Source organism: Mesorhizobium kowhaii (genome assembly GCF_003253745.1).
GTDB lineage: Bacteria > Pseudomonadota > Alphaproteobacteria > Rhizobiales > Rhizobiaceae > Mesorhizobium > Mesorhizobium kowhaii.
Genome location: NZ_MZXV01000013.1, coordinates 867,407 through 885,786, shown reverse-complemented (window position 1 = coordinate 885,786; position 18,380 = coordinate 867,407). Strand labels below are relative to the sequence as shown.

At 66.3% G+C, this 18,380-nt stretch carries 16 protein-coding genes; 6 read left to right on the top strand and 10 right to left on the bottom strand.

The window, feature by feature from the left end; genetic code table 11:
* Nucleotides 1–209 precede the first annotated feature (209 nt).
* The 3 genes from B5V02_RS06775 to B5V02_RS06765 are packed head-to-tail and all read left to right on the top strand — an operon-like array spanning nt 210 to nt 3,984.
* Nucleotides 210–698 carry a (2Fe-2S)-binding protein gene (locus B5V02_RS06775; RefSeq protein WP_111543376.1) on the top strand — a complete coding sequence of 163 codons (489 nt, stop codon included), beginning with the start codon at nt 210–212 and terminating at the stop codon, nt 696–698.
* Nucleotides 695–1,678, top strand: coding sequence for an FAD binding domain-containing protein (locus B5V02_RS06770; protein ID WP_111543375.1), 984 nt, complete (start codon nt 695–697; stop codon nt 1,676–1,678). Before B5V02_RS06775 ends, B5V02_RS06770 begins: the two co-directional genes overlap by 4 nt.
* Nucleotides 1,675–3,984, top strand: a complete 2,310-nt coding sequence (locus B5V02_RS06765) for a xanthine dehydrogenase family protein molybdopterin-binding subunit (protein ID WP_111543374.1) — start codon at nt 1,675–1,677, stop codon at nt 3,982–3,984. The genes B5V02_RS06770 and B5V02_RS06765 overlap by 4 nt, the downstream gene beginning before the upstream one ends.
* A gap of 65 nt (nt 3,985–4,049) precedes the next feature.
* On the opposite strand, the gene B5V02_RS06760 is transcribed toward B5V02_RS06765, so the two are convergent.
* Nucleotides 4,050–5,060 (bottom strand): zinc-dependent alcohol dehydrogenase family protein, encoded by a 1,011-nt coding sequence (locus tag B5V02_RS06760; RefSeq protein WP_111543373.1) that lies wholly within the window; start codon nt 5,058–5,060, stop codon nt 4,050–4,052.
* 97 nt (nt 5,061–5,157) lie between these two features.
* Between B5V02_RS06760 and B5V02_RS06755 the strand changes: the two genes are divergently transcribed.
* Nucleotides 5,158–6,087 (top strand): LysR family transcriptional regulator, encoded by a 930-nt coding sequence (locus B5V02_RS06755; RefSeq protein WP_111543372.1) that lies wholly within the window; start codon nt 5,158–5,160, stop codon nt 6,085–6,087.
* 13 nt (nt 6,088–6,100) lie between these two features.
* Here the strand turns inward: B5V02_RS06755 and B5V02_RS06750 are convergent, their stop codons facing one another.
* The 9 genes from B5V02_RS06750 to B5V02_RS06710 form a co-directional block, all read right to left on the bottom strand.
* Nucleotides 6,101–6,859, bottom strand: coding sequence for a slipin family protein (locus B5V02_RS06750; protein ID WP_111543371.1), 759 nt, complete (start codon nt 6,857–6,859; stop codon nt 6,101–6,103).
* Nucleotides 6,856–8,229 carry an NfeD family protein gene (locus B5V02_RS06745; RefSeq protein ID WP_111543790.1) on the bottom strand — a complete coding sequence of 458 codons (1,374 nt, stop codon included), beginning with the start codon at nt 8,227–8,229 and terminating at the stop codon, nt 6,856–6,858. The genes B5V02_RS06750 and B5V02_RS06745 overlap by 4 nt, the downstream gene beginning before the upstream one ends.
* A 158-nt stretch (nt 8,230–8,387) precedes the next feature.
* Nucleotides 8,388–8,756, bottom strand: a complete 369-nt coding sequence (locus B5V02_RS42200; protein WP_281004907.1) for an EamA family transporter — start codon at nt 8,754–8,756, stop codon at nt 8,388–8,390.
* Nucleotides 8,669–10,162 carry an efflux transporter outer membrane subunit gene (locus B5V02_RS06735; protein ID WP_111543370.1) on the bottom strand — a complete coding sequence of 498 codons (1,494 nt, stop codon included), beginning with the start codon at nt 10,160–10,162 and terminating at the stop codon, nt 8,669–8,671. Before B5V02_RS06735 ends, B5V02_RS42200 begins: the two co-directional genes overlap by 88 nt.
* An 11-nt stretch (nt 10,163–10,173) precedes the next feature.
* Nucleotides 10,174–13,329, bottom strand: a complete 3,156-nt coding sequence (locus B5V02_RS06730) for an efflux RND transporter permease subunit (protein WP_111543369.1) — start codon at nt 13,327–13,329, stop codon at nt 10,174–10,176.
* Nucleotides 13,330–13,333: 4 nt separating this feature from the next.
* Entirely contained in the window at nt 13,334–14,596 is a 1,263-nt protein-coding gene (locus tag B5V02_RS06725; protein WP_111543368.1) for an efflux RND transporter periplasmic adaptor subunit, read from the bottom strand.
* Nucleotides 14,580–14,855, bottom strand: coding sequence for an efflux RND transporter permease subunit (locus tag B5V02_RS06720; RefSeq protein WP_111543367.1), 276 nt, complete (start codon nt 14,853–14,855; stop codon nt 14,580–14,582). The genes B5V02_RS06725 and B5V02_RS06720 overlap by 17 nt, the downstream gene beginning before the upstream one ends.
* 13 nt (nt 14,856–14,868) lie before the next feature.
* Nucleotides 14,869–15,069: a hypothetical protein gene (locus B5V02_RS06715; protein ID WP_245445735.1), complete on the bottom strand. Its 201-nt coding sequence runs from the start codon at nt 15,067–15,069 to the stop codon at nt 14,869–14,871.
* A 123-nt stretch (nt 15,070–15,192) separates the two neighbouring features.
* Nucleotides 15,193–15,927, bottom strand: a complete 735-nt coding sequence (locus B5V02_RS06710; protein WP_111543788.1) for a hypothetical protein — start codon at nt 15,925–15,927, stop codon at nt 15,193–15,195.
* A gap of 209 nt (nt 15,928–16,136) precedes the next feature.
* Between B5V02_RS06710 and B5V02_RS06705 the strand changes: the two genes are divergently transcribed.
* Nucleotides 16,137–16,865, top strand: a complete 729-nt coding sequence (locus tag B5V02_RS06705) for a response regulator (protein WP_111543366.1) — start codon at nt 16,137–16,139, stop codon at nt 16,863–16,865.
* The gene (locus tag B5V02_RS06700; protein ID WP_111543365.1) at nt 16,862–18,103 is read left to right on the top strand and encodes an ATP-binding protein; all 1,242 of its coding nucleotides are present in this window, start codon (nt 16,862–16,864) and stop codon (nt 18,101–18,103) included. The genes B5V02_RS06705 and B5V02_RS06700 overlap by 4 nt, the downstream gene beginning before the upstream one ends.
* Nucleotides 18,104–18,380: the final 277 nt, after the last annotated feature.

Here is an 18,380-nt window from a genome sequence, read left to right as displayed (position 1 = left end):
TAATAAACGGAGGCGCCTCCGTTTTAGTGGAGCACCTTTATCATATAATAGGGGGAACCGGTATGTCACGTGCTGAGAGCTTGCAAGCCGACGAGAGCATGATCTCCCCCTTGGGGGAAGATCAGCTGTCACCAACGCCTGACCTTGCCCTCGCCTGCCCCAACACCAGATCATTCCCATCCGCGTCAAGCAACTGGAGGCAGACGCCCATGACCAGCCAGACCAAAACAACAATTCCCGTCCATCTCGACATCAACGGCCATCGCCACACCCTTCAACTCGAGCCGCGCGTCACGCTGCTCGACGCCTTGCGCGACCGGCTCGGCCTGACCGGCACCAAGAAGGGGTGCGATCACGGCCAGTGCGGCGCCTGCACCGTGCATGTCGACGGTGAGCGCGTGCTCGCCTGCCTGACTCTGGCCGCCCAGGTCGAGGGCCGCACCGTCACCACCATAGAGGGGCTTGCACGGGAGGGCGAACTGCATCCCGTGCAGGCTGCCTTCCTCGAGCAGGATGCCTTCCAGTGCGGCTATTGCACGCCCGGCCAGATCATGTCGGCGGTCGCCTGCATCCGCGAGGGCCATGCCGGCTCCGACGAAGAAATCCGCGAATACATGGCAGGCAATCTCTGCCGCTGCGGCGCCTATCCGCACATCGTCGCCGCTGTCCGCCAGGCAGCCCTGGAGGTCCAGTCATGAGAGATTTTTCCTATCTGCGTGCCGGCTCGGTCGAGGCGGCGCGCCAGGCAGCCGCCCTGCCCGGCGCCATGCTCTTGGCCGGCGGCACTACGCTCATCGATCTCGCCAAATGCGGTGTCGCCGAGCCCGACAGCCTGGTCGACATCACCCATCTCAAGGGGCTGGACAAGGTCGAAGTGAGCGAGCGCGGCGCCACCATCGGCGCACTGGCCAAAATGGGCCATGTCGCCGACCACGCCGACATCAAGAGCCGCTTCCCTGCTGTCTCCGAAGCGCTGTGGCAGGCGGCTTCGGCGCAGATCCGCAACATGGCGACCATCGGCGGCAATCTGATGCAGCGCACGCGCTGCCCCTATTTCCGCGATCCTTCGAATTTCCCTGCCTGCAACAAGCGTGAACCAGGCAGCGGCTGTTCGGCACTCGGAGGCGTCACCCGCGGACACGCCGTGCTCGGCACCAGCGAAGCCTGCATCGCCATGTATCCGGGTGACCTCGCTGCGGCCTTGGTCGCCTTCGACGCGATCGTCCATCTCGGCGAGCGCCGGGTTCCGGTCGACGACTTTTTCCTGGTGCCCGGCACCACGCCCGAAAGGGAACACGCGATCGAACCGGGCGAGATGATCACCGCGATAGAGATCCCCCACTCCGCCGCCGCCCGGCGTTCCACGTACCTGAAGATCCGCGACCGGCAATCCTATGAATTCGCCGCGGCAAGTGCTGCTGTCGGCATCGAGTTCGAAGCTGACGGGCGCACCATCCGGGATTTGCGCGTGGCGCTGGGCGGCGTCGCGACCAAACCGTGGCGAGCGCGGGCCGTGGAAGAGGCATTGAAAGGCAAGGTGCTGGGGCCGGACGCCGTCCGGGCCGCCAGCCTGCTCGCCGTCGAAGGTGCCGTCGACCATGGCGCCAACCACTACAAGATCGAACTGGCGCCGCGCGTCGTCGCCCGCGCCATCCTTAAAATGGGAGAAACGGCATGACCGTTCACAACATCAGAGTTGGCGAATCGAAGCGGGGTGACGCGTCCGATGGCGGCGCCGACGCTGTTGGCGGCCGGCTGTCGCGCGTCGACGGCCCGGCCAAGATCACCGGTGCCGCTAAATACGCCGTCGAGCAGCAGCTCGACGGGCTAGCCTACGCCGTGCTGGTCGAAAGCACGATTGCATCGGGCAAGGTGCGCTCTATCGACACCTCGGTGGCTGAAGCAGCACCCGGCGTGCTCAAGGTGTTGACGCCGGACATCATCATCAGCCTCAGGACCGCGTCCGACTGGTTCGGCACGCCGCCGCCCGATGCGCCCTATTGCCCGCTGGCGCGCGACGTCACCTTTTCGGGCCAGCATGTCGCCGCCGTGGTCGCGGAAACCTTCGAGCAGGCGGTTGCGGCCGCAGCGCTCGTCGAGGTCAGCTATTACGAGACCCCGGCCATCGTCGACCTCAGCGACGCCAAGGCCGGCGACGGCATTCCGATCGACGCCATGACCAAGGAATGGGGCGACGCGCAAGCGGCTTTCGCCTCGGCCCCGGTCCGGATCTGCGCCGCCTACAACACGCCGCGCGAATACCAGGCGCCGATGGAGCCGCATGGCCTGATCGCCCACTGGGAGGGCGACAAGCTCACCGTGTGGGAGCCGAGCCAGTGGCTGGACGGCATGGCGCGCACCTATGCCGAATGGTTCGACGTGCCGTTCGAGAATGTGCGGCTGGTTTCGCCCTATATTGGCGGCGGCTTCGGCTCCAAGGCACTGGCGCTCAGCCATGGCGCGGTGGCGGCAAGTGCCGCCAAAATGCTCGGCCGGCCGGTGAGGCTGGTGATGACGCGGCCACAGACCTTCACCGGCTATGGCGGGCGCGCCGCGACACGGCAGACGGTGACGATCGGCGCCGACCGGCAAGGAAAAATCCAGTCGATCGTGCATCGCGGCATCAATGAAACGTCGATCGACGGCATGTGGGTCGAGCCGCTGGGATCGGTCACCTCGATCATGTACGCGACACCGAATTTCTCCTCAAAGCAGAATGTCGTGCGGGTGAATTCGGTGGTGCCGGGCGCTATGCGCGCGCCGGGTGAAAACCCCTCGGCCTTCGGCATCGAAAGCGCCATCGACGAGCTCGCTTACGAGGTCGGCATCGATCCGCTGGAGATCCGGCTCCGGAACTATGCCGAACAGGATCCGGAGGCGAAAAAAGCCTGGTCGACCAGGCAGTTGCGCGAGGCTTTTGCTGCGGGCGCGGAACGCTTCGGCTGGGCAAAACGGACGCCCGAGCCGCGTTCGATGCGCGACGGCAACCAGCTGATCGGCTGGGGTGTCGCCGCCGGCACCTACCCGGTGCGGCGCGCCTATGGCGAGGCGATCGTGCGCATCCTCGCCGACGGCTCGGTCGAGGTCGAAAGCTCCTCGATCGACATGGGCCAGGGCACCTATACGATCCTGGCGCAGACCGCCGCCGAGACGGTCGGCGTGCCGGCCGACAATGTCGTGGTGAAGCTGGGCGACTCCCGCTTCCCCCGCGCCGGCGTCGCAGGCGGGTCGCGGCTGGCCGGCGTCATGACCGGCGCCGTCTACAAGGCGGCGACCTCGGCGCTCGATCAGCTGGTCGGGCTGGCGATCAGCGATCCGCGCTCGCCGTTCCACGCGCTGCAGGCCAACACGCTGGTGGTCGCCAATGGCCGTATTTCATCGCCGCGCGGCGACGGTCCGGATCTCTCGATCGCCGAACTGCTCAGCAGCGTCGGCCGCGACCACATCGAGGCCACCGGCGACACCATGCCGGCCAATTCGACGGCGCAGGATCGCTACAAGAACTACACCACCATCGCCATGGCCGTGCCGCACACCGAGGGCGACTATTCCCGCCACAGCTGGTGCGCGCATTTCATCGAGGTGCGCGTCGACGAGGATTTCGGCACGGTGCGCGTGTCGCGTGTTGTGTCGGCGCTGGATTCGGGCCGGCTCTACAACCCCAAACTCGCCGAAAGCCAATGGAAGGGCGGCATCATCATGGGCATCGGCCAGGCGCTGCTCGAGGAAGGCATCGTCGACCGCCGCCACGGCCGCATCGTCAACAACAACCTCGCCGACTATCTGGTGCCGACCAACGCCGACATTCCCGATATCGAGGTGATCTCGGTCGGCATTCCCGACCTGCACTCCTCGGTGCTCGGCGGCAAGGGCGTTGGCGAGCTCGCCATTGTCGGCGTCGCACCCGCAATCGCCAACGCGGTCTTCCACGCCACGGGAAAACGGGTGCGCGACCTGCCGATCACGCTGGAGAAGCTGATTTAGGAAGGCGACGGCGGGGGGAGATCGTCGTCACCCTCGCCTCGCCAATCTCCAGCGTCAGCCCTTCCCTACCACTCCAACCCGAACGCCAGCTTGCCGAAGTGCAGGCCGCCGGCGGCCATGTGGGCGTAGGCTTCGGCCGCTTCGTTCGGCGAAAACACCTTGTCGACGACCGGCTCGATCCTGGCTGCACCGATGGCGCGGGCGGCGTCGCGAAGGTCGGACACCGATCCGGTGTTGTTGCCGACCACCTTCAGCGCCTTGATGATGATCGGCAGCAGATTGACCGTGGCCTCGGCGCCGGTGACGAAGCCGATGGTGAACAGTGTGCCGCCGGGCGCGGTGGCGTTGATGGCGCGGGCGAAGGTGGCGGTACCGCCGGTCTCGACGACGAGGTCGGCGCCGAGGCCGCCGGTCAGCTCCAGCACCTTGCCGTCCCAGTCGGGCGTCGCGCGGTAGTTGATGAGATGATCGGCGCCGAGTGCCTTAGCCCGCTCCAGCTTCTCGTCCGACGACGAGGTGATGATGACGGTGGCGCCGGCGGCTTTCGCAAGCTGCAGGGTGAAGATCGAGACGCCGCCGGTGCCGAGCAGCACGACGACCGAGCCCGGCCCGACATCGGCGGCGCGGATGGCGTTCCAGGCGGTGGTGCCGGCGATCGGCAGCGTCGACGCCGCCTCGAAGGAGAGATGCGCCGGGACCGGCACGACCGAATTGGCCGGCAACGCGACATATTCGGCCAGCGACCCCGGCAGCGAGATGCCGCGCATCTGCGTCATCTCGTAAGGCCGCGGCCGGCCACCGATCCAGCGCGGCTTGGCATGGGCGACGACGCGATCGCCGACGGCGAATCTCGCAACGCCCTCGCCCAGCGCGACGATCTCGCCGGCGCCATCGGCGACGGGGATGAGCGGAAAGCTCGGTCCGGGATAATTGCCGCTCGCCACCGCGACATCGACGAAATTGAGGCTCGCCGCACGCTGGCGGATCAGCACCTCGCCGCGCTGCGGTTCGGGGGTGGCAATGGTGGCGGCGCGGAAGGCGTCCAGCCTGGGTTGGCTCAGTTCGATGGCTTTCATGGTTTCACTCCGGTGGGACGATTGATGGGTTGAGTGAACCTATCTGCTGCGTTATCTCTGGATAATCCTTGCCTTTTGCATTTGAGTACTGCGAACTATGCAGCAATCCCACGAACCAGTGACCCTTGCCGAAATGGCCGCTTTCGCGGCTATCGCCGAGGCGCGCTCCTTCACCAGGGCGGCGGCGCGTGTCGGGCGCGACGCGACCATCCTGTCGCGGCGCCTGCAATCGCTGGAGGAGCGGCTGGGGGTAAGGCTGCTCTCCCGCACGACGCGCAGCGTGTCGCTGACCGAAGCGGGTGCCGAATTCCTGGTGCGCGTGCGCGCCATCCTCGCCTCCGTCGACGAGGCCGAGGCCGCCGCGTCGGCACATGCCGGCGGCGGCCCGCGCGGCCTGCTCAGGCTGGCGCTGCCCGGCACGTTCGGGCGCATGTGGATCGGGCCGCTGCTGCCTCAATTCCTTGCCGAGTTTCCCGATGTCCGCATCGAGGCCGAATTCTCCAACCGCTTCGCCGATCTGGTCGCCGAGAATTTCGACGTCGCCGTGCGGCTCGGCGCGCTGGAGGATTCGCGCCTGGTGGCGCGCAAGGTGGCGACGCGGCGGCGGCTGCTCTGCGCCGCTCCCTCCTATCTCGCCCGAAGGGGCAGGCCGGAGACACCGCAGGCGCTGCTCGAACATTCCTGCCTGGGCTTCACCGGCTTCCAGACCTTTCCGGCCTGGGAGATGACCGACCGCGAGGGCCGGCGCTTGCGCGTCGAGGTTTCCGGGCCGTTGGTCACCGACGATGCGGAGGTGCTGGTCGAGGCCGCCGTGCAAGGCGTCGGCCTGATGATGAGCACTGACTGGCTGGTCGGCCGCGAACTCGCCGACGGACGGCTGGTGCCGATCCTGGAGGACTGGACGCTGGCCGACGAAGGGGCGGTCTATGTCGTCACGCCCTCAGCCAAGGGACAAGCCGCCAAGACCCGCGCCTTCGCCGACTGGATCGGCAAGCGCTTCGCGCCGGAGCCGCCCTGGCGGCGGTGAGGCCGCTCCTCCCCTACTTCCCCTGCTGCTTCATGAACTGACTGAGCAGATCCACCGGCAGCGGGAACACCACCGTGGATGAGCGCTCGCCGGCGATGTCGTGCAGAGCCTCGAAATAGCGTAGCTGCATGGCCTGCGGCTCGGCCGCCAGCATGCGGCCCGCCTCGACCAGTTTCGCCGCCGCCTGCTGTTCGCCCTCGGCATTGATCACCTTGGCGCGCCGCAGCCGCTCGGCTTCGGCCTGCTTGGCGATGGCGCGGATCATGCTCTCGTTCAAGTCGACATGCTTGATCTCGACATTGGAGACCTTGATGCCCCAGGCATCGGTCCGCTGGTCGAGGATCTCCTGGATATCGCTGTTGAGCTTGTCGCGCTCGGCCAGCATCTCGTCGAGCTCGTGCTTGCCGAGCACCGAGCGCAGCGTGGTCTGCGCCAGCTGGTTGGTGGCGGCCATGAAGTCCTCGACCTGGATGATCGCCCGCTCGGCGTCGACGATGCGGAAATAGAGCACCGCGTTGACCTTCACCGAGACGTTGTCGCGCGAAATCACGTCCTGCGGCGGCACGTCCTGCACCACCACCCGCAGATCGACCTTCACCATCTGCTGGATGAAGGGGACGAGGATGATGAGACCGGGACCTTTGACCCCGGTGAAGCGGCCGAGCGTGAAGACCACACCGCGCTGATATTCCCTGAGGATGCGAATGGCTGCGGACAGGAACATGACCACGACCAGCGCAAGCAACAGGTAGGCCACGTAACCGATGCTCATTGTTTTGCTCCATTCTTTCCGGCGTCGCGCCGCCGCACGGTCAGTACGAGGTCGCTGACATCGGTCACCTCGACGCTGTCGCCGGGTGCGATGGGTTCGTCGGCCTTCGCCCGCCAGCGCTCGCCCTGGGCCAGCACGTGGCCCTCGCCGCCCTGCCAGTCGAGGATCTCGGCCGGCAATCCGCGCATGGCCTCACCGCCGACACGCGGCGGGTTGCTACGCGCCGCCCAGAGATAGGTGCCGGTCAGCAACGCCAGCCCAAGCGTCAGCGCGGCGGCGGGACCAATGACGGCCCATGACATGGCAAAGCCCGGCCCCTCGACCCTCAGCAGCATGGCGGCGCCGAACAGAAAGGCGGCCACGCCGCTGAGCCCAAGCACCACGGTGGGGTTGAAGGCCTCGACGACGAGGAATGCAACGCCGAGCAGCATCAGGGCGAGGCCGGTATAATTGATCGGCAAGAGATTGAGTGCATAGAGGCCGAGCACGAGGCAGATCGTGCCGATCACGCCGGGCGCCACCGCACCGGGGCTGGTGAACTCGAAGACGATGCCGTAGACGCCGACCAGCATCAGGATGATGGCGATGTTCGGATCGGTGATGACGGCAAGAAGCCGGATGAACCAGCCGGGTTCCAGCGTCTCGACCGGCAGCCCTTTGGTCGCCAGAACCACTTTCCTGCTGGCCACATCGACGGTTCGCCCATCGGCCAGCTGCAACAGCTCGGTGGTGTCGTGGGCGACGAAGTCGATCACATGTTCCTGCAGCGCCGCGTTGGCCGAAAGGCTCGCCGCTTCGCGCACGGCTTTCTCGCCCCAGTCGCCATTGCGCCCGCGCAGTTCCGCCAGCGAGCGGATCAAGGCAACCGCGTCATTGGTCACCTTGGCCATCATCGCGTCGCCTGCCGGCCGCCCGGTGGCGTCCTTCTGGTCGCCCTTGTCCTTGTCGCCGCCCGGAAGCGACGGCAGCCCGCCCATCTCGACCGGCGTCGCCGCACCCAGATTGGTGCCGGGCGCCATCGCCGCGACGTGGGTGGCATAGAGGATGTAGGTGCCTGCGCTGGCGGCATGGCCACCGGCCGGCGCGACATAGCCGATGACGGGCACCGGTGAAGCGAGGATATCGGCGATCATCTCGCGCATGGAAGTGACCAGCCCGCCGGGTGTATCGATCTGAAGGATGAGAACTTCGGCGCCCCGCGTGGCGGCTGCATCAAGCGCTTCCTCGAGCTGCCTGGTGCTCGCCGGCCCGATGGCGCCGTCAATCGCGACGCTCAACGCAACCTTCTCGCTCCCGGCCGCAGAGAAGGGAGAAAAGACAGCTGCGGCGACGAAGGCCGCGGCAAGAATGGCCACCCGCGCGAAGGTCACGCTCAAAGCTCCATGGATTCAATATGGGTTGTATTTTGACGAAGTCCATGAGGGGAGCTCACGTCGGCGATTGGCGAACGCGGCTGGGCGCGCAATCTCCCTTGTGGTAGGGGAGATGGCCGGCAGGCCAGAGGGGGCAACTGTGGTCTCTGGAAAATCTATTCCGGCGACGGCACTGGCGGCCGCGATGTCAGCGCTGCGCCGAAGGCGGCGGCAATCACGGCGGCGATGCCGGCCAGTTGCGGCGCGGTCAGGCTTTCGTCCAGGAACAGGAAGCCGGCCAGTGCGCCCAGCCCTGGCTCCAGGCAGGTCAGCGTGCCGTAGATACGGGCCGGCATCCTGGTCAGCGCCACCATCTCCAGCCAGAACGGCAGCGCGCTGGAGAACAGCCCGACCAGCAGCGCGCTGATGGGGCACAGCGCCGGAAACCGCGAACCGGTTACTGCGCCGCCAGTTTCGATGCCAGCCGCGGGCCGGTCTTGACGTCGACGATCTCCGGCTTCGCGCTGTCGACCGTGCCGTCCCAACCGCCGCCGAGTGCCTTGTTGAGGGCGATGTAGTTGGTCGCCAGCAGGACGCGGCTTTGCAGCAGCGTATCCTCCGCCGAATAGAGCGACCGCTGGGCGTCGAGCACATCGAGCAGGCTTGTCTCGCCGGCCTTGTAGAGCGTGCCTTCGAGGCGTGCCGCCTCGCCATAGGATTTCGCCGAAGCGGCAAGCTTGCCGATCCTGATGCGCTCCTGCGACAACAGCACGAGCGCATTCTCTACGTCCTCGAGCGCCGTCAGCACCGACGATCGGTAGGCGATGAAATATTGATCGCGCTGCGCCTTGGCGACCTCGACGGCCGCCTGCAGCTGGCCGGCATTGAACACCGGCACACTGAGCGTCGGCCCGAACGACCAGCCGATCGAGGAGTTCTTGCCGAGATCGCCGAGCTTCAGGGCTGCCGTGCTGATGTCTCCCGTCAGGCTGACCGAGGGATAGCGCGCCGCCTCGGCCTGGCCGATCTTGGCGGTGTATTGCGCGTATTGCCGTTCCGCCATGCGCACGTCGGGGCGCGAGAGCAGGATGTCGGCGGGAATGCCGGTCGGCATCGGCAGGCGCGGCGTCGGGATCGACGCGCCGCGCTTCAGCCGCTCGCTGAGTGCGGCCGGCGGGCGGCCGGTCAGCACCGAGAGACGATGCACGGCCTCGGCAAAGCTTGCTTCCAGCGTTGGAACCGCGGCTTCGGTGCTGCTCGCCTGCCCCATCGCCTTGGCGACATCGGCGGCGGTTGCCGTACCCGCCTGGGCCATGGTGCGGGTGAGTTCGGCGGTCTGCCTCTGCGATGCGGCCGAGCGCCTGGCGAGCGCAATGCGGGCCTGGTAGCCGCGCGCCTGGGCATAGTAGGATGCGACGTCGCCGACCAGGGTCAGAAGGGTCGAGCGCAGCTCCTCCTGCGAGGCGTCCAGCCCATAGCGTGCGGCCTCGACGCCCCTGTGGTTGGCGCCGAACAGGTCGAGTTCCCAGCTGGCGTCGAAGCCGGCCTGGTATTCGCTGTAGATGCCGCTGGAGCCTGATGTGGTTACGGACGACTTGTTGCGGGTGAGCGAGCCGGAGCCGTCGACCGACGGCAGCAATGTGCCGACGCTCTGGCGATAGCTGGCGCGCGCCTCGCGGATCTTGGCCTTGGCGGTGGCGACGTCGAGATTGCCGGCAACCGCTTCGTCGACGAGCGTGTTCAATATGGGATCACGCAGCCGCTGCCACCATCTCGACAATTGCGCCGGTTGGGCGGACTTGGTCGGCTTCTGGCCGCTCCAGTTCGCCGGCATCGGCAGGATAGGCATCTGATAATCCGGACCGACGACGCATCCCGCGAGCAGGACGGCGGAGAGAATAGGCACGATGAGCCGCCTCGCGGCCACCGAGCCACGTTCGAAACCTGTCATGTGAAAAACCCTTATTGCTGGTTGGCTGTTGCCGGCGTCTCGCCCGTATCCTGCCCAGTATCCTGCTTGGCCGCCTTGCCCTTGAAGATGCGGCGCACCGTGACGAACAGCAGCGGCACCAGGAACACGCCGATCACGGTTGCCGCGATCATGCCGCCCATGACGCCGATGCCGACGGAGTTCTGCGCGCCCGAGCCCGCGCCGCTGGCGATCGCCAGTGGCGTGACGCCGAGGATGAAGGCCAGAGACGTCATCAGGATCGGCCGCAGCCTTTGTCGCGCCGCCTCCAGCGTTGCTTCGACGAGCCCCATGCCTGCCGTCTGCCGCTCGATGGCGAACTCGACGATGAGAATGGCGTTCTTGGCCGCGAGACCGATCGTGGTCAGCAGCCCGACCTTGAAATAGACGTCGTTGGTCTGGCCGAACAGGCTGGCCGCCAAAAGCGCGCCGAAGATGCCGATCGGCACCGCGAGCATGACCGCGAACGGGATCGACCAGCTCTCATAAAGCGCTGCGAGGCACAGGAACACGACCAGCGCCGAGATCGCGTAGAGCGACAGCGCCTGGTTGCCGGACAGCCGCTCCTGGTGCGACAGCCCGGTCCATTCGTGGGAATAGCCGGCGGGCAACTGCGCCACCAGCCTGTCGATCTCGTCCATCGCAGCGCCCGAGCTGACGCCCGCTGCCGCCGCGCCCTGGATCTCGACCGCCGCCGACCCATTGTAGCGCTCAAGCCTGGGCGAGCCGAATGTCCAGTGGCTGGAGGCGAAGGCCGAGAACGGCACCATGGCGCCGCTCGCATTGCGGACCTGCCATTTGTCCAGGTCTTCCGGCTGCATGCGGAAGTTCGCGTCCGCCTGCAGATAGACCGGTTTGACCCGGCCGCGATCGATGAAATCGTTGACGTAGTCGCTGCCCCAGGCGGTCGAAAGCGTGTCGTTGATGTCGGCGAGGCTGACGCCGAGCGCGCTGGCCTTTTCCTGGTCGATGTCGATCGAGAATTGCGGCTGGTCCTCCTGGCCGTTAGGCCTTGTGTTGGCGAGCACCTTGCTCTGCCCGGCCAAGGCCAGAAGCTGGTTTCGCGTCTGGATCAGCGCGTCATGGCCGGCGCCATTGACGTCCTGCAGGTAGAAATCGAAGCCGTTGGTGTTGCCGAAGCCCTGGATGGCGGGAGGGGCAAGCGCGAAGACCTGCGCATCCCTGATCTTGGAGAAGGCACCCATGGCGCGGCCGGCGACCGCTTGCGCTGCCAAAGCCGGCGATTTGCGCGTGTTGAAATCCTTCAGCGGCACGAAAGCAATACCGACATTCTGCCCGGCGCCGCCGAAGCCGAAGCCGGAGGCGGTGAAGACCCCTTCGACCGCGTCCTTCTCTTGCTTGAGATAGTGGTCGGTCACCTCTGCCAGCACCCGCTCGGTGCGGTCTTGCGTCGCGCCGACCGGCAACTGCACGCTGGTGATCAGAATGCCCTGATCCTCTTCCGGCAGGAACGAGCTCGGCAGCCGGGCAAACATCCAGCCCATGGCAACGACGATGGCCAGGAAGATGACGAGGAAGCGCCAGGACCGGTTGATGATGCCGTGCGAGCCATCGCGGTAGGCAGTCGTGCCGCGGTCAAAGACACGATTGAACCAGCCGAACGGGCCTGTCTGCGTCGCATGGTCCTTGGGCGGCCGCAGGATGGTGGCGCAAAGCGCCGGCGTCAGCACCAGCGCGACCAGCACGGACAGCGCCATCGCCGAGACGATGGTCACCGAGAACTGCCGGTAGATGATACCGGTCGAACCGCCAAAGAAAGCCATCGGCACGAACACCGCCGAAAGCACGGTGGCGATGCCGATCAGCGCGCCGGTGATTTCGTTCATCGACTTGCGCGTCGCCTCTTTCGGCGACAGCTTTTCCTCCTGCATCACGCGCTCGACATTCTCGACGACGACAATGGCGTCGTCGACGAGCAGGCCGATGGCGAGCACCATGGCGAACATGGTCAGCGTGTTGACCGAATAACCGAACAGCGACAGCACGCCGAAGGTGCCGAGCAGCACCACCGGCACGGCGATGGTCGGGATGATGGTGGCGCGCAGGTTCTGCAGGAAGATGAACATCACCAGGAACACCAGCACGATCGCCTCGGCAAGGGTCTTGACCACCTCCTCGATCGACAGCCGCACGAAGGGCGAGGTGTCGTAGGGATAGACGACCTCGACGCCTTGCGGGAAGGTCGAGCTCAGCCGGTTGATCGTCGTGCGCACGGCCTCGGCGGTGTTGATGGCGTTGGCGCCGGTCGCCAGATTGACGGCGACGCCGGCCGCCGGCTTGCCGTTGTAGTTGGCTTGCGTCGTATAGCTTTCAGCGCCGAGCTCGACGGTGGCGACGTCGTTGAGGCGAACCAGCGAGCCGTCGGTCGTACTCTTCAGGATGATGTTGCGGAACTGTTCGGCGGTTTGCAGCCGGCTCTTGGCCGTCACCGTGGCATTGAGCTGCTGGCCCTTGCGTTGCGGCATGCCACCCAGCTGGCCGGCCGAAACCTGCGTGTTCTGCGCCTGGATCGCGGCGGCCACGTCGCTCGGCATCAGGGCATATTTGGCGAGCTTGTCCGGATCGAGCCAGATGCGCATGGCATAGCTGGAGCCGAACAACTGTGTCGAGCCGACACCTTCGACGCGCTTCAGAGTGTCGTTGATGGTGCTGTCGACATAGTCGGCAAGATCGGTCGAGTTCATCTTGCCGTCGCTCGAGACGAAGCCGATGACCATCAGGAAGCCGGTCGAGGATTTGGAGACGGTGATGCCGTTGCTCTGCACCACCTGCGGCAGCTGCGACTGCACCAGCTGCAACTTGTTCTGCGTCTGCACCTGCGCGGTGTCGGGATCGGCAGCCGTGGTGAAGGTCAGCGTGATCGAGGCCGAACCGGTCGATGTCGAGGTCGCCGTCATGTAGTCGAGATTGTCGATGCCGGTCATGCCTTGCTCGATGACCTTGGTCACCGAATTCTCGACTGTCTGCGCATCGGCGCCCGGATAGGTTGCGCTGATGTTGACCGTGGTCGGCGCGATCTGCGGGTATTGCGAGATCGGCAGGGTGGTGAGCGCCAATAGGCCACCCAGCATGATCACGATGGCGATCACCCAGGCGAAGATCGGCCGGTTGATGAAGAATGCGGACATCGGCTCAGTTCCCGGTCGACTGGTTGCTGGCCGTCTTGGACATGGCAGGTGCCGCCGATGTGCTCTGACCGCGGTCCTTGATCTCGCCGGTCGTCTCGTCGATCGTCACTTCGACACCCGTGGCATCGCTGCCGGGGCGCACGAGCTGCATGCCCTCGACAATGACGCGGTCGCCGTCGCCGACGCCGGAATCCACCAGCCAGTTGTTGCCGACGCTGTTGCGCACGGCGAGCACTCGCGTCTCGACCTTCCCCTGCGCATTGATGACCATGGTCGTTGCCTCGCCCTTGGTGTTGCGGCTGACGCCGCGCTGCGGCACCAGGAAACTGTTCTGGGCGACGCCCTCCTCGACCAGCGCCCGCACATACATGCCGGGCAGAAGCAGGCGGTCGGGATTGGGGAACTCGGCCCTCAGCGCAAAGGTGCCGGTGGTCTGGTCGACATTGGCGCCGGCGAATTCCAGCTTGCCGGTCTGCGCATAGATGGTGCCGTTCTCGAGCTTCAGCCTGACGCTGACATTGGGGCCGCTGAACTTCAACCGACCTTCATTGATGGCCTGCCGCAGGTTGAGCAAATTGGTGCTCGATTGCGTGACATCGACATTGATCGGATCGAGCGCGCGGATGGTGGTGAGCAAGGTGTCCTGATTGGCGGTGACCAGCGCGCCTGGCGTCAGCGAGGACTTGTCGATACGGCCGGCGATCGGCGCGGTGATCTTGGTGTAGTCGAGGTTGATGCGCGCGGTCTCGACACTGGCCTTGGCGGATGCCACATCCGCGTTGGCCTGTGCCAGCGTGGCGGCGGCATCGTCATAATCTTGTTTGGAAACAACGTTCTGCTTCAGCAGGCCGGCATAGCGATCGAACTTGGCCTGCGCGGTCGGCACTGCCGCTTCGGCCTTTTGCTGGGCTGCTTTCGCACTGTCGTAGGCTGCCTGGTAGCTTGCCGGATCGATGAGGTAAAGCGGCTGCCCGACCACCACCTCGCTGCCTTCCTTGAACAGCCGTGCCTGGATGATGCCGTTCACCTGCGGACGCACATCCGCGGTCAGCGAGGCTGTCGTGCGCCCCGGCAGTTCGGCGGTGATCGCCACCGATTGCGGATGCAGAGTGACGACGCCGACTTCCGGCTTGCCGGCCGCGCCCATGCCGGCAGGGGCCCTGTTCTCCTGCGAGCAGGCGGCCAGAAAAAGCGCGCCGCACAACATTGCGGCCCAAGGCGCGAGACGGAGAGCCGACAGGGAAGACTGGCTAGACGGGATAGGCATGGCCTGGATGATCTTTCGCTGGAGTTGCGGTCGCCGCCTGGGCATCGGATCGGTCCACCAGGAGCTGGCCCGGATTGCGGGCGGCATCGAGCAGTGCTTCGAAGCGGCTCATGTCGCGCTCCTTCCGTGCGGCCGGAGTGTACCCGACAAGCAAGATCGAGTTCCTGACCGCGATGCCCACCGGCGTCAGTATGCCGATCAGAGGCGATAAGCCAAGCGCCCTGCCGGTCACGAACATGAAACCGCGCGCCGCGGCCATGGACGTGAGCACCTCACGCGATCTTGCGGTCATGATGTCCGTGGTTGTTGGGTCGCTCCGAAAGCGGAAGCGACAGGCGCCAGGCGACGAAGCTCAGGCGGATTGCGCCCTTCAGCGTGTCGATCGGCAGGGCCGACGGCAAGGCGGTACGATTGACGCGCGGCGCATGGCCGAGCGAGAATCTCGGGCTGGCGGACGCGAGCAGCCGCAGCATTGTCAGAGCTTCCCACATCGCTTCCATTCCATGATTTGAACGATCGGATGGCGGCCGCCATCCGGCGAAAAACCGGCCGGCCCGAGAACGGGTTGGGTATCGGGCCGGCCGGCGCGCAGCCGGTCAGAGTTGCTCGCCGTTCCCGGGCTGGGGCGGGAGCTGCCTGCCATCGTCGGGCAGGCCTCGGGGGCCGGCTGCATCCTCCGGCGGGCCGCCCCAGGGACCGGGGGGTGGTCCGTGGGGGCGATCCGCCGAAGCGAGGATTTCGAGCTGTTCGGACGTCAGCTTGGCGCGAAGTGCCGCGATCGCGTCCTTAAGCTTGCCGGCCGAGACCGCCCGTTTGGTCACCTCGTCCGCCAGTTTCTCCTGGAAGGCGAAGGGATCGGGCGTGCCGCCCTCGGGGCCCTTGGCTTCAGGCCCGCCCGGACCTTCATGGCCACCGAGCCCACCAGGACCTTCAGGGCCACCACGTCCGCCCGGACCATGATCGGGCCGTGGCGGTGCCAGCACGGCCTGCAGTGCGCTGGTATAATCGCGCCAGGCATCGACCTGTTCGCTCCGGATGCCGACGCGGGTCTCGAGCGCCGCAAGCCGAGCCGCCAGCATGAATTCCGGCGGCGGTCCCATGCGGTGGGGGCCAAAGCCTTCCGGCCCAAAAGCTTGGGGGCCGTGGCGCATCGGCCCATGCGGACCGGGCCAAGGCATCGGGCCATGATCTCGACCTTGCTCCGGTCCATCCTGCAGGGCCATGACCGGTGGCGCTTCGCCGGGCGCCGCGCCCGGATCGGGCTGCGCCGCCAGCGCGGGATGGATGGCCGCGGCGGAAAACAGGCCGAGCGCGAAAAGTCTGCTTCGCATGATGTTGTTCCTTTCTCTCATGCTTCGGACGGCCATGAGGATAGGAAGCGTGTTTGTCCGCTTCGCGTCGGCGTGTTGCCGAAGGTTTCCGCAAAAGGGCAATTTGTTTCCGAATGTTTCCCGCGCCCTGCCGGAAACATTCGGTTGCAATTTTCCATGCCGCTTGGGCGCGGCTCTCCCTATAATCGCGGCCAAGCAAGGGCACGGTCATGCAGTCACAACCCCATATCCTCGTCGTCGACGACGATCGCGAGATCAGGACGCTTCTCCAGCGCTATCTCGACGGCCAGGGCTTTCGCGTCTCGGTGGCGGCGGACCGGCGCGAATGCGAGCAGAAGCTCGCCACCGGCCAGTTCGACCTGACCGTGCTCGACGTCATGCTGCCGGACGGATCGGGGCTCGATATCTGCCGCAGCCTGCGTGACCGCAAGCCGCATATTCCCGTCATCCTGCTGACGGCGCTGAAGGAGGATGTCGACCGCATCATCGGCCTGGAGCTCGGCGCCGACGACTATCTCGGCAAGCCGTTCAATCCGCGCGAGCTCACTGCCCGCATCCGCGCCGTGCTCAGGCGCTCGGTGCCCGAGGAAGCGCCTGCGCCGCCCCGCGCGCGCATCTACCGCTTCGCCAGTTACAGGCTGGAACCGGACACCCGCAAGGTGACGGACGCGCAAGGCATGGCCGTCGATCTCACCGGCGCCGAGTTCGACCTGCTGCAGGTGTTTCTCGACCGTCCCGGCCGGTTGCTGTCACGCGACCAACTTCTCGACCTGACGCAAGGCCGCGAGCGCGACCCGCTCGAACGCTCGGTCGATGTTCTGGTGAGCCGGCTGCGCCGCAAATTCGCTGAGACTGGCGACGGGCCGCTGTTCAAGACCGTCCGCAACGGCGGCTATCAGCTCACCGCGCGCGTCGAGACGGTGGAGGGCCACGCGTGAACTCGCTGCGCCGGCGCCTCATCCTGTTGCTGGTCGCCTCGATCGTCGGCGTGGTCGGCCTGGCGACGGCCGCCGTCATCAGCGTCCGGGGCGGTGGACCGCCGCCGGAATTGACCGTGCCCTGGGTTGCCCAGCAGATGGAACTCGTGGTGCGGCTGCTGCCCGGCCCGATTCCGGATGTTCTGCGGGTTAAACTGAGCGACCATGCGGCAGGCGGCAAGGTGGACCGACCGGAAACGGCGATGCTCAACGACATCCTGCGCCGCCGCGGCCTCGACGTTCTGGCCGTCGTCAGCGACAAGGCGGATGAACCTGGCCAGCTTGCATCGGTGCGCCTGCCCGACAATCGCTGGGCGATCATGGAGGTTCCCCACATCACGCCGCCAAGGCGCGAGTGGCTGGTGCTGGCCGGCTGGATCTCGCTGATCGTGGCCGGCGCCACGGCCGTCTCGGTCTATTTCACCGCCGTGCTGATCCGGCCGCTCGAGATGCTTGAGGCCGCCGTCTCCAAGATTGGATCGGATGGAATGCTGGCGGCGGTGCCGGAAGTCGGTTCGGCCGAGGTCAAGGCGACGGCGCATGCGCTGAACCAGCTCTCGTCGCGGCTGAAGACCGCCATGGAAAGCCGCATGCGCCTGGTCGCCGCCGCCGGCCACGACCTGCGCACGCCGATGACGCGCATGCGGCTGCGCGCCGAGTTCCTCGATGACGAGCGCGACAAATGGCTTCACGACCTCGACGAACTCGACCGCATCGCCGACAGCGCCATCCGCCTGGTGCGCGAAGAGGTGAACCAGGATGCCGCCGAGCCGCTGGATCTGCGCAAGATGGTGGGGGATATCGAAGCCGAGATGGTCTCGCTCGGCCATGCCGTATCGATCGGGCATCTGGATGCCGTTTCGGTGCAAGCCGGCGCGCTCGGCCTGCGCCGGGCCTTGCGCAACCTGATCGTCAACGCCGCCACCCATGGCAAAGCATGCCGCATCGACCTTGCCGTGGCCGGCAGCCGTGCCGTGCTCACCATTTCCGATCATGGGCCAGGCATTCCGCCGGAGCTCCTGAACAAGGCGTTCGAGCCCTTCTTCCGCGTCGATCCCGGCCGCCTGCAATCCATTCCGGGCGCCGGGCTGGGCCTGGCCATCGCCAAGGAAATCATCGAGCGCTACGGCGGCACCGTGACGCTGGAAAACCGCAAGGGCGGCGGACTGGAACAGACGGTGGTTTTTGAGGCGGTGTGACGGACCGGGTGCCGGTACAGACCCCAGTTCTGAGGAGCGCCGCGCGGCACCCCCACCCCGCTGCTTCGCAGCGACCTCCCCACAAGGAGGAGGGTGAAGAAGCACCCGCCAGTTTGGCGCACCGCCCGCGCGCACCGTGGCAAGGCTGGCGGCGGGTGAGGACGAGGCCTGGTGAGCACTCAGACCAGGCCCGTGGAACCAGGTGACGCTGTGTTCGCCGCAACGGCGCTATGGTTTCGGCTCGATCGCTTACATAAGGGTGGTCTTCTCGACATCA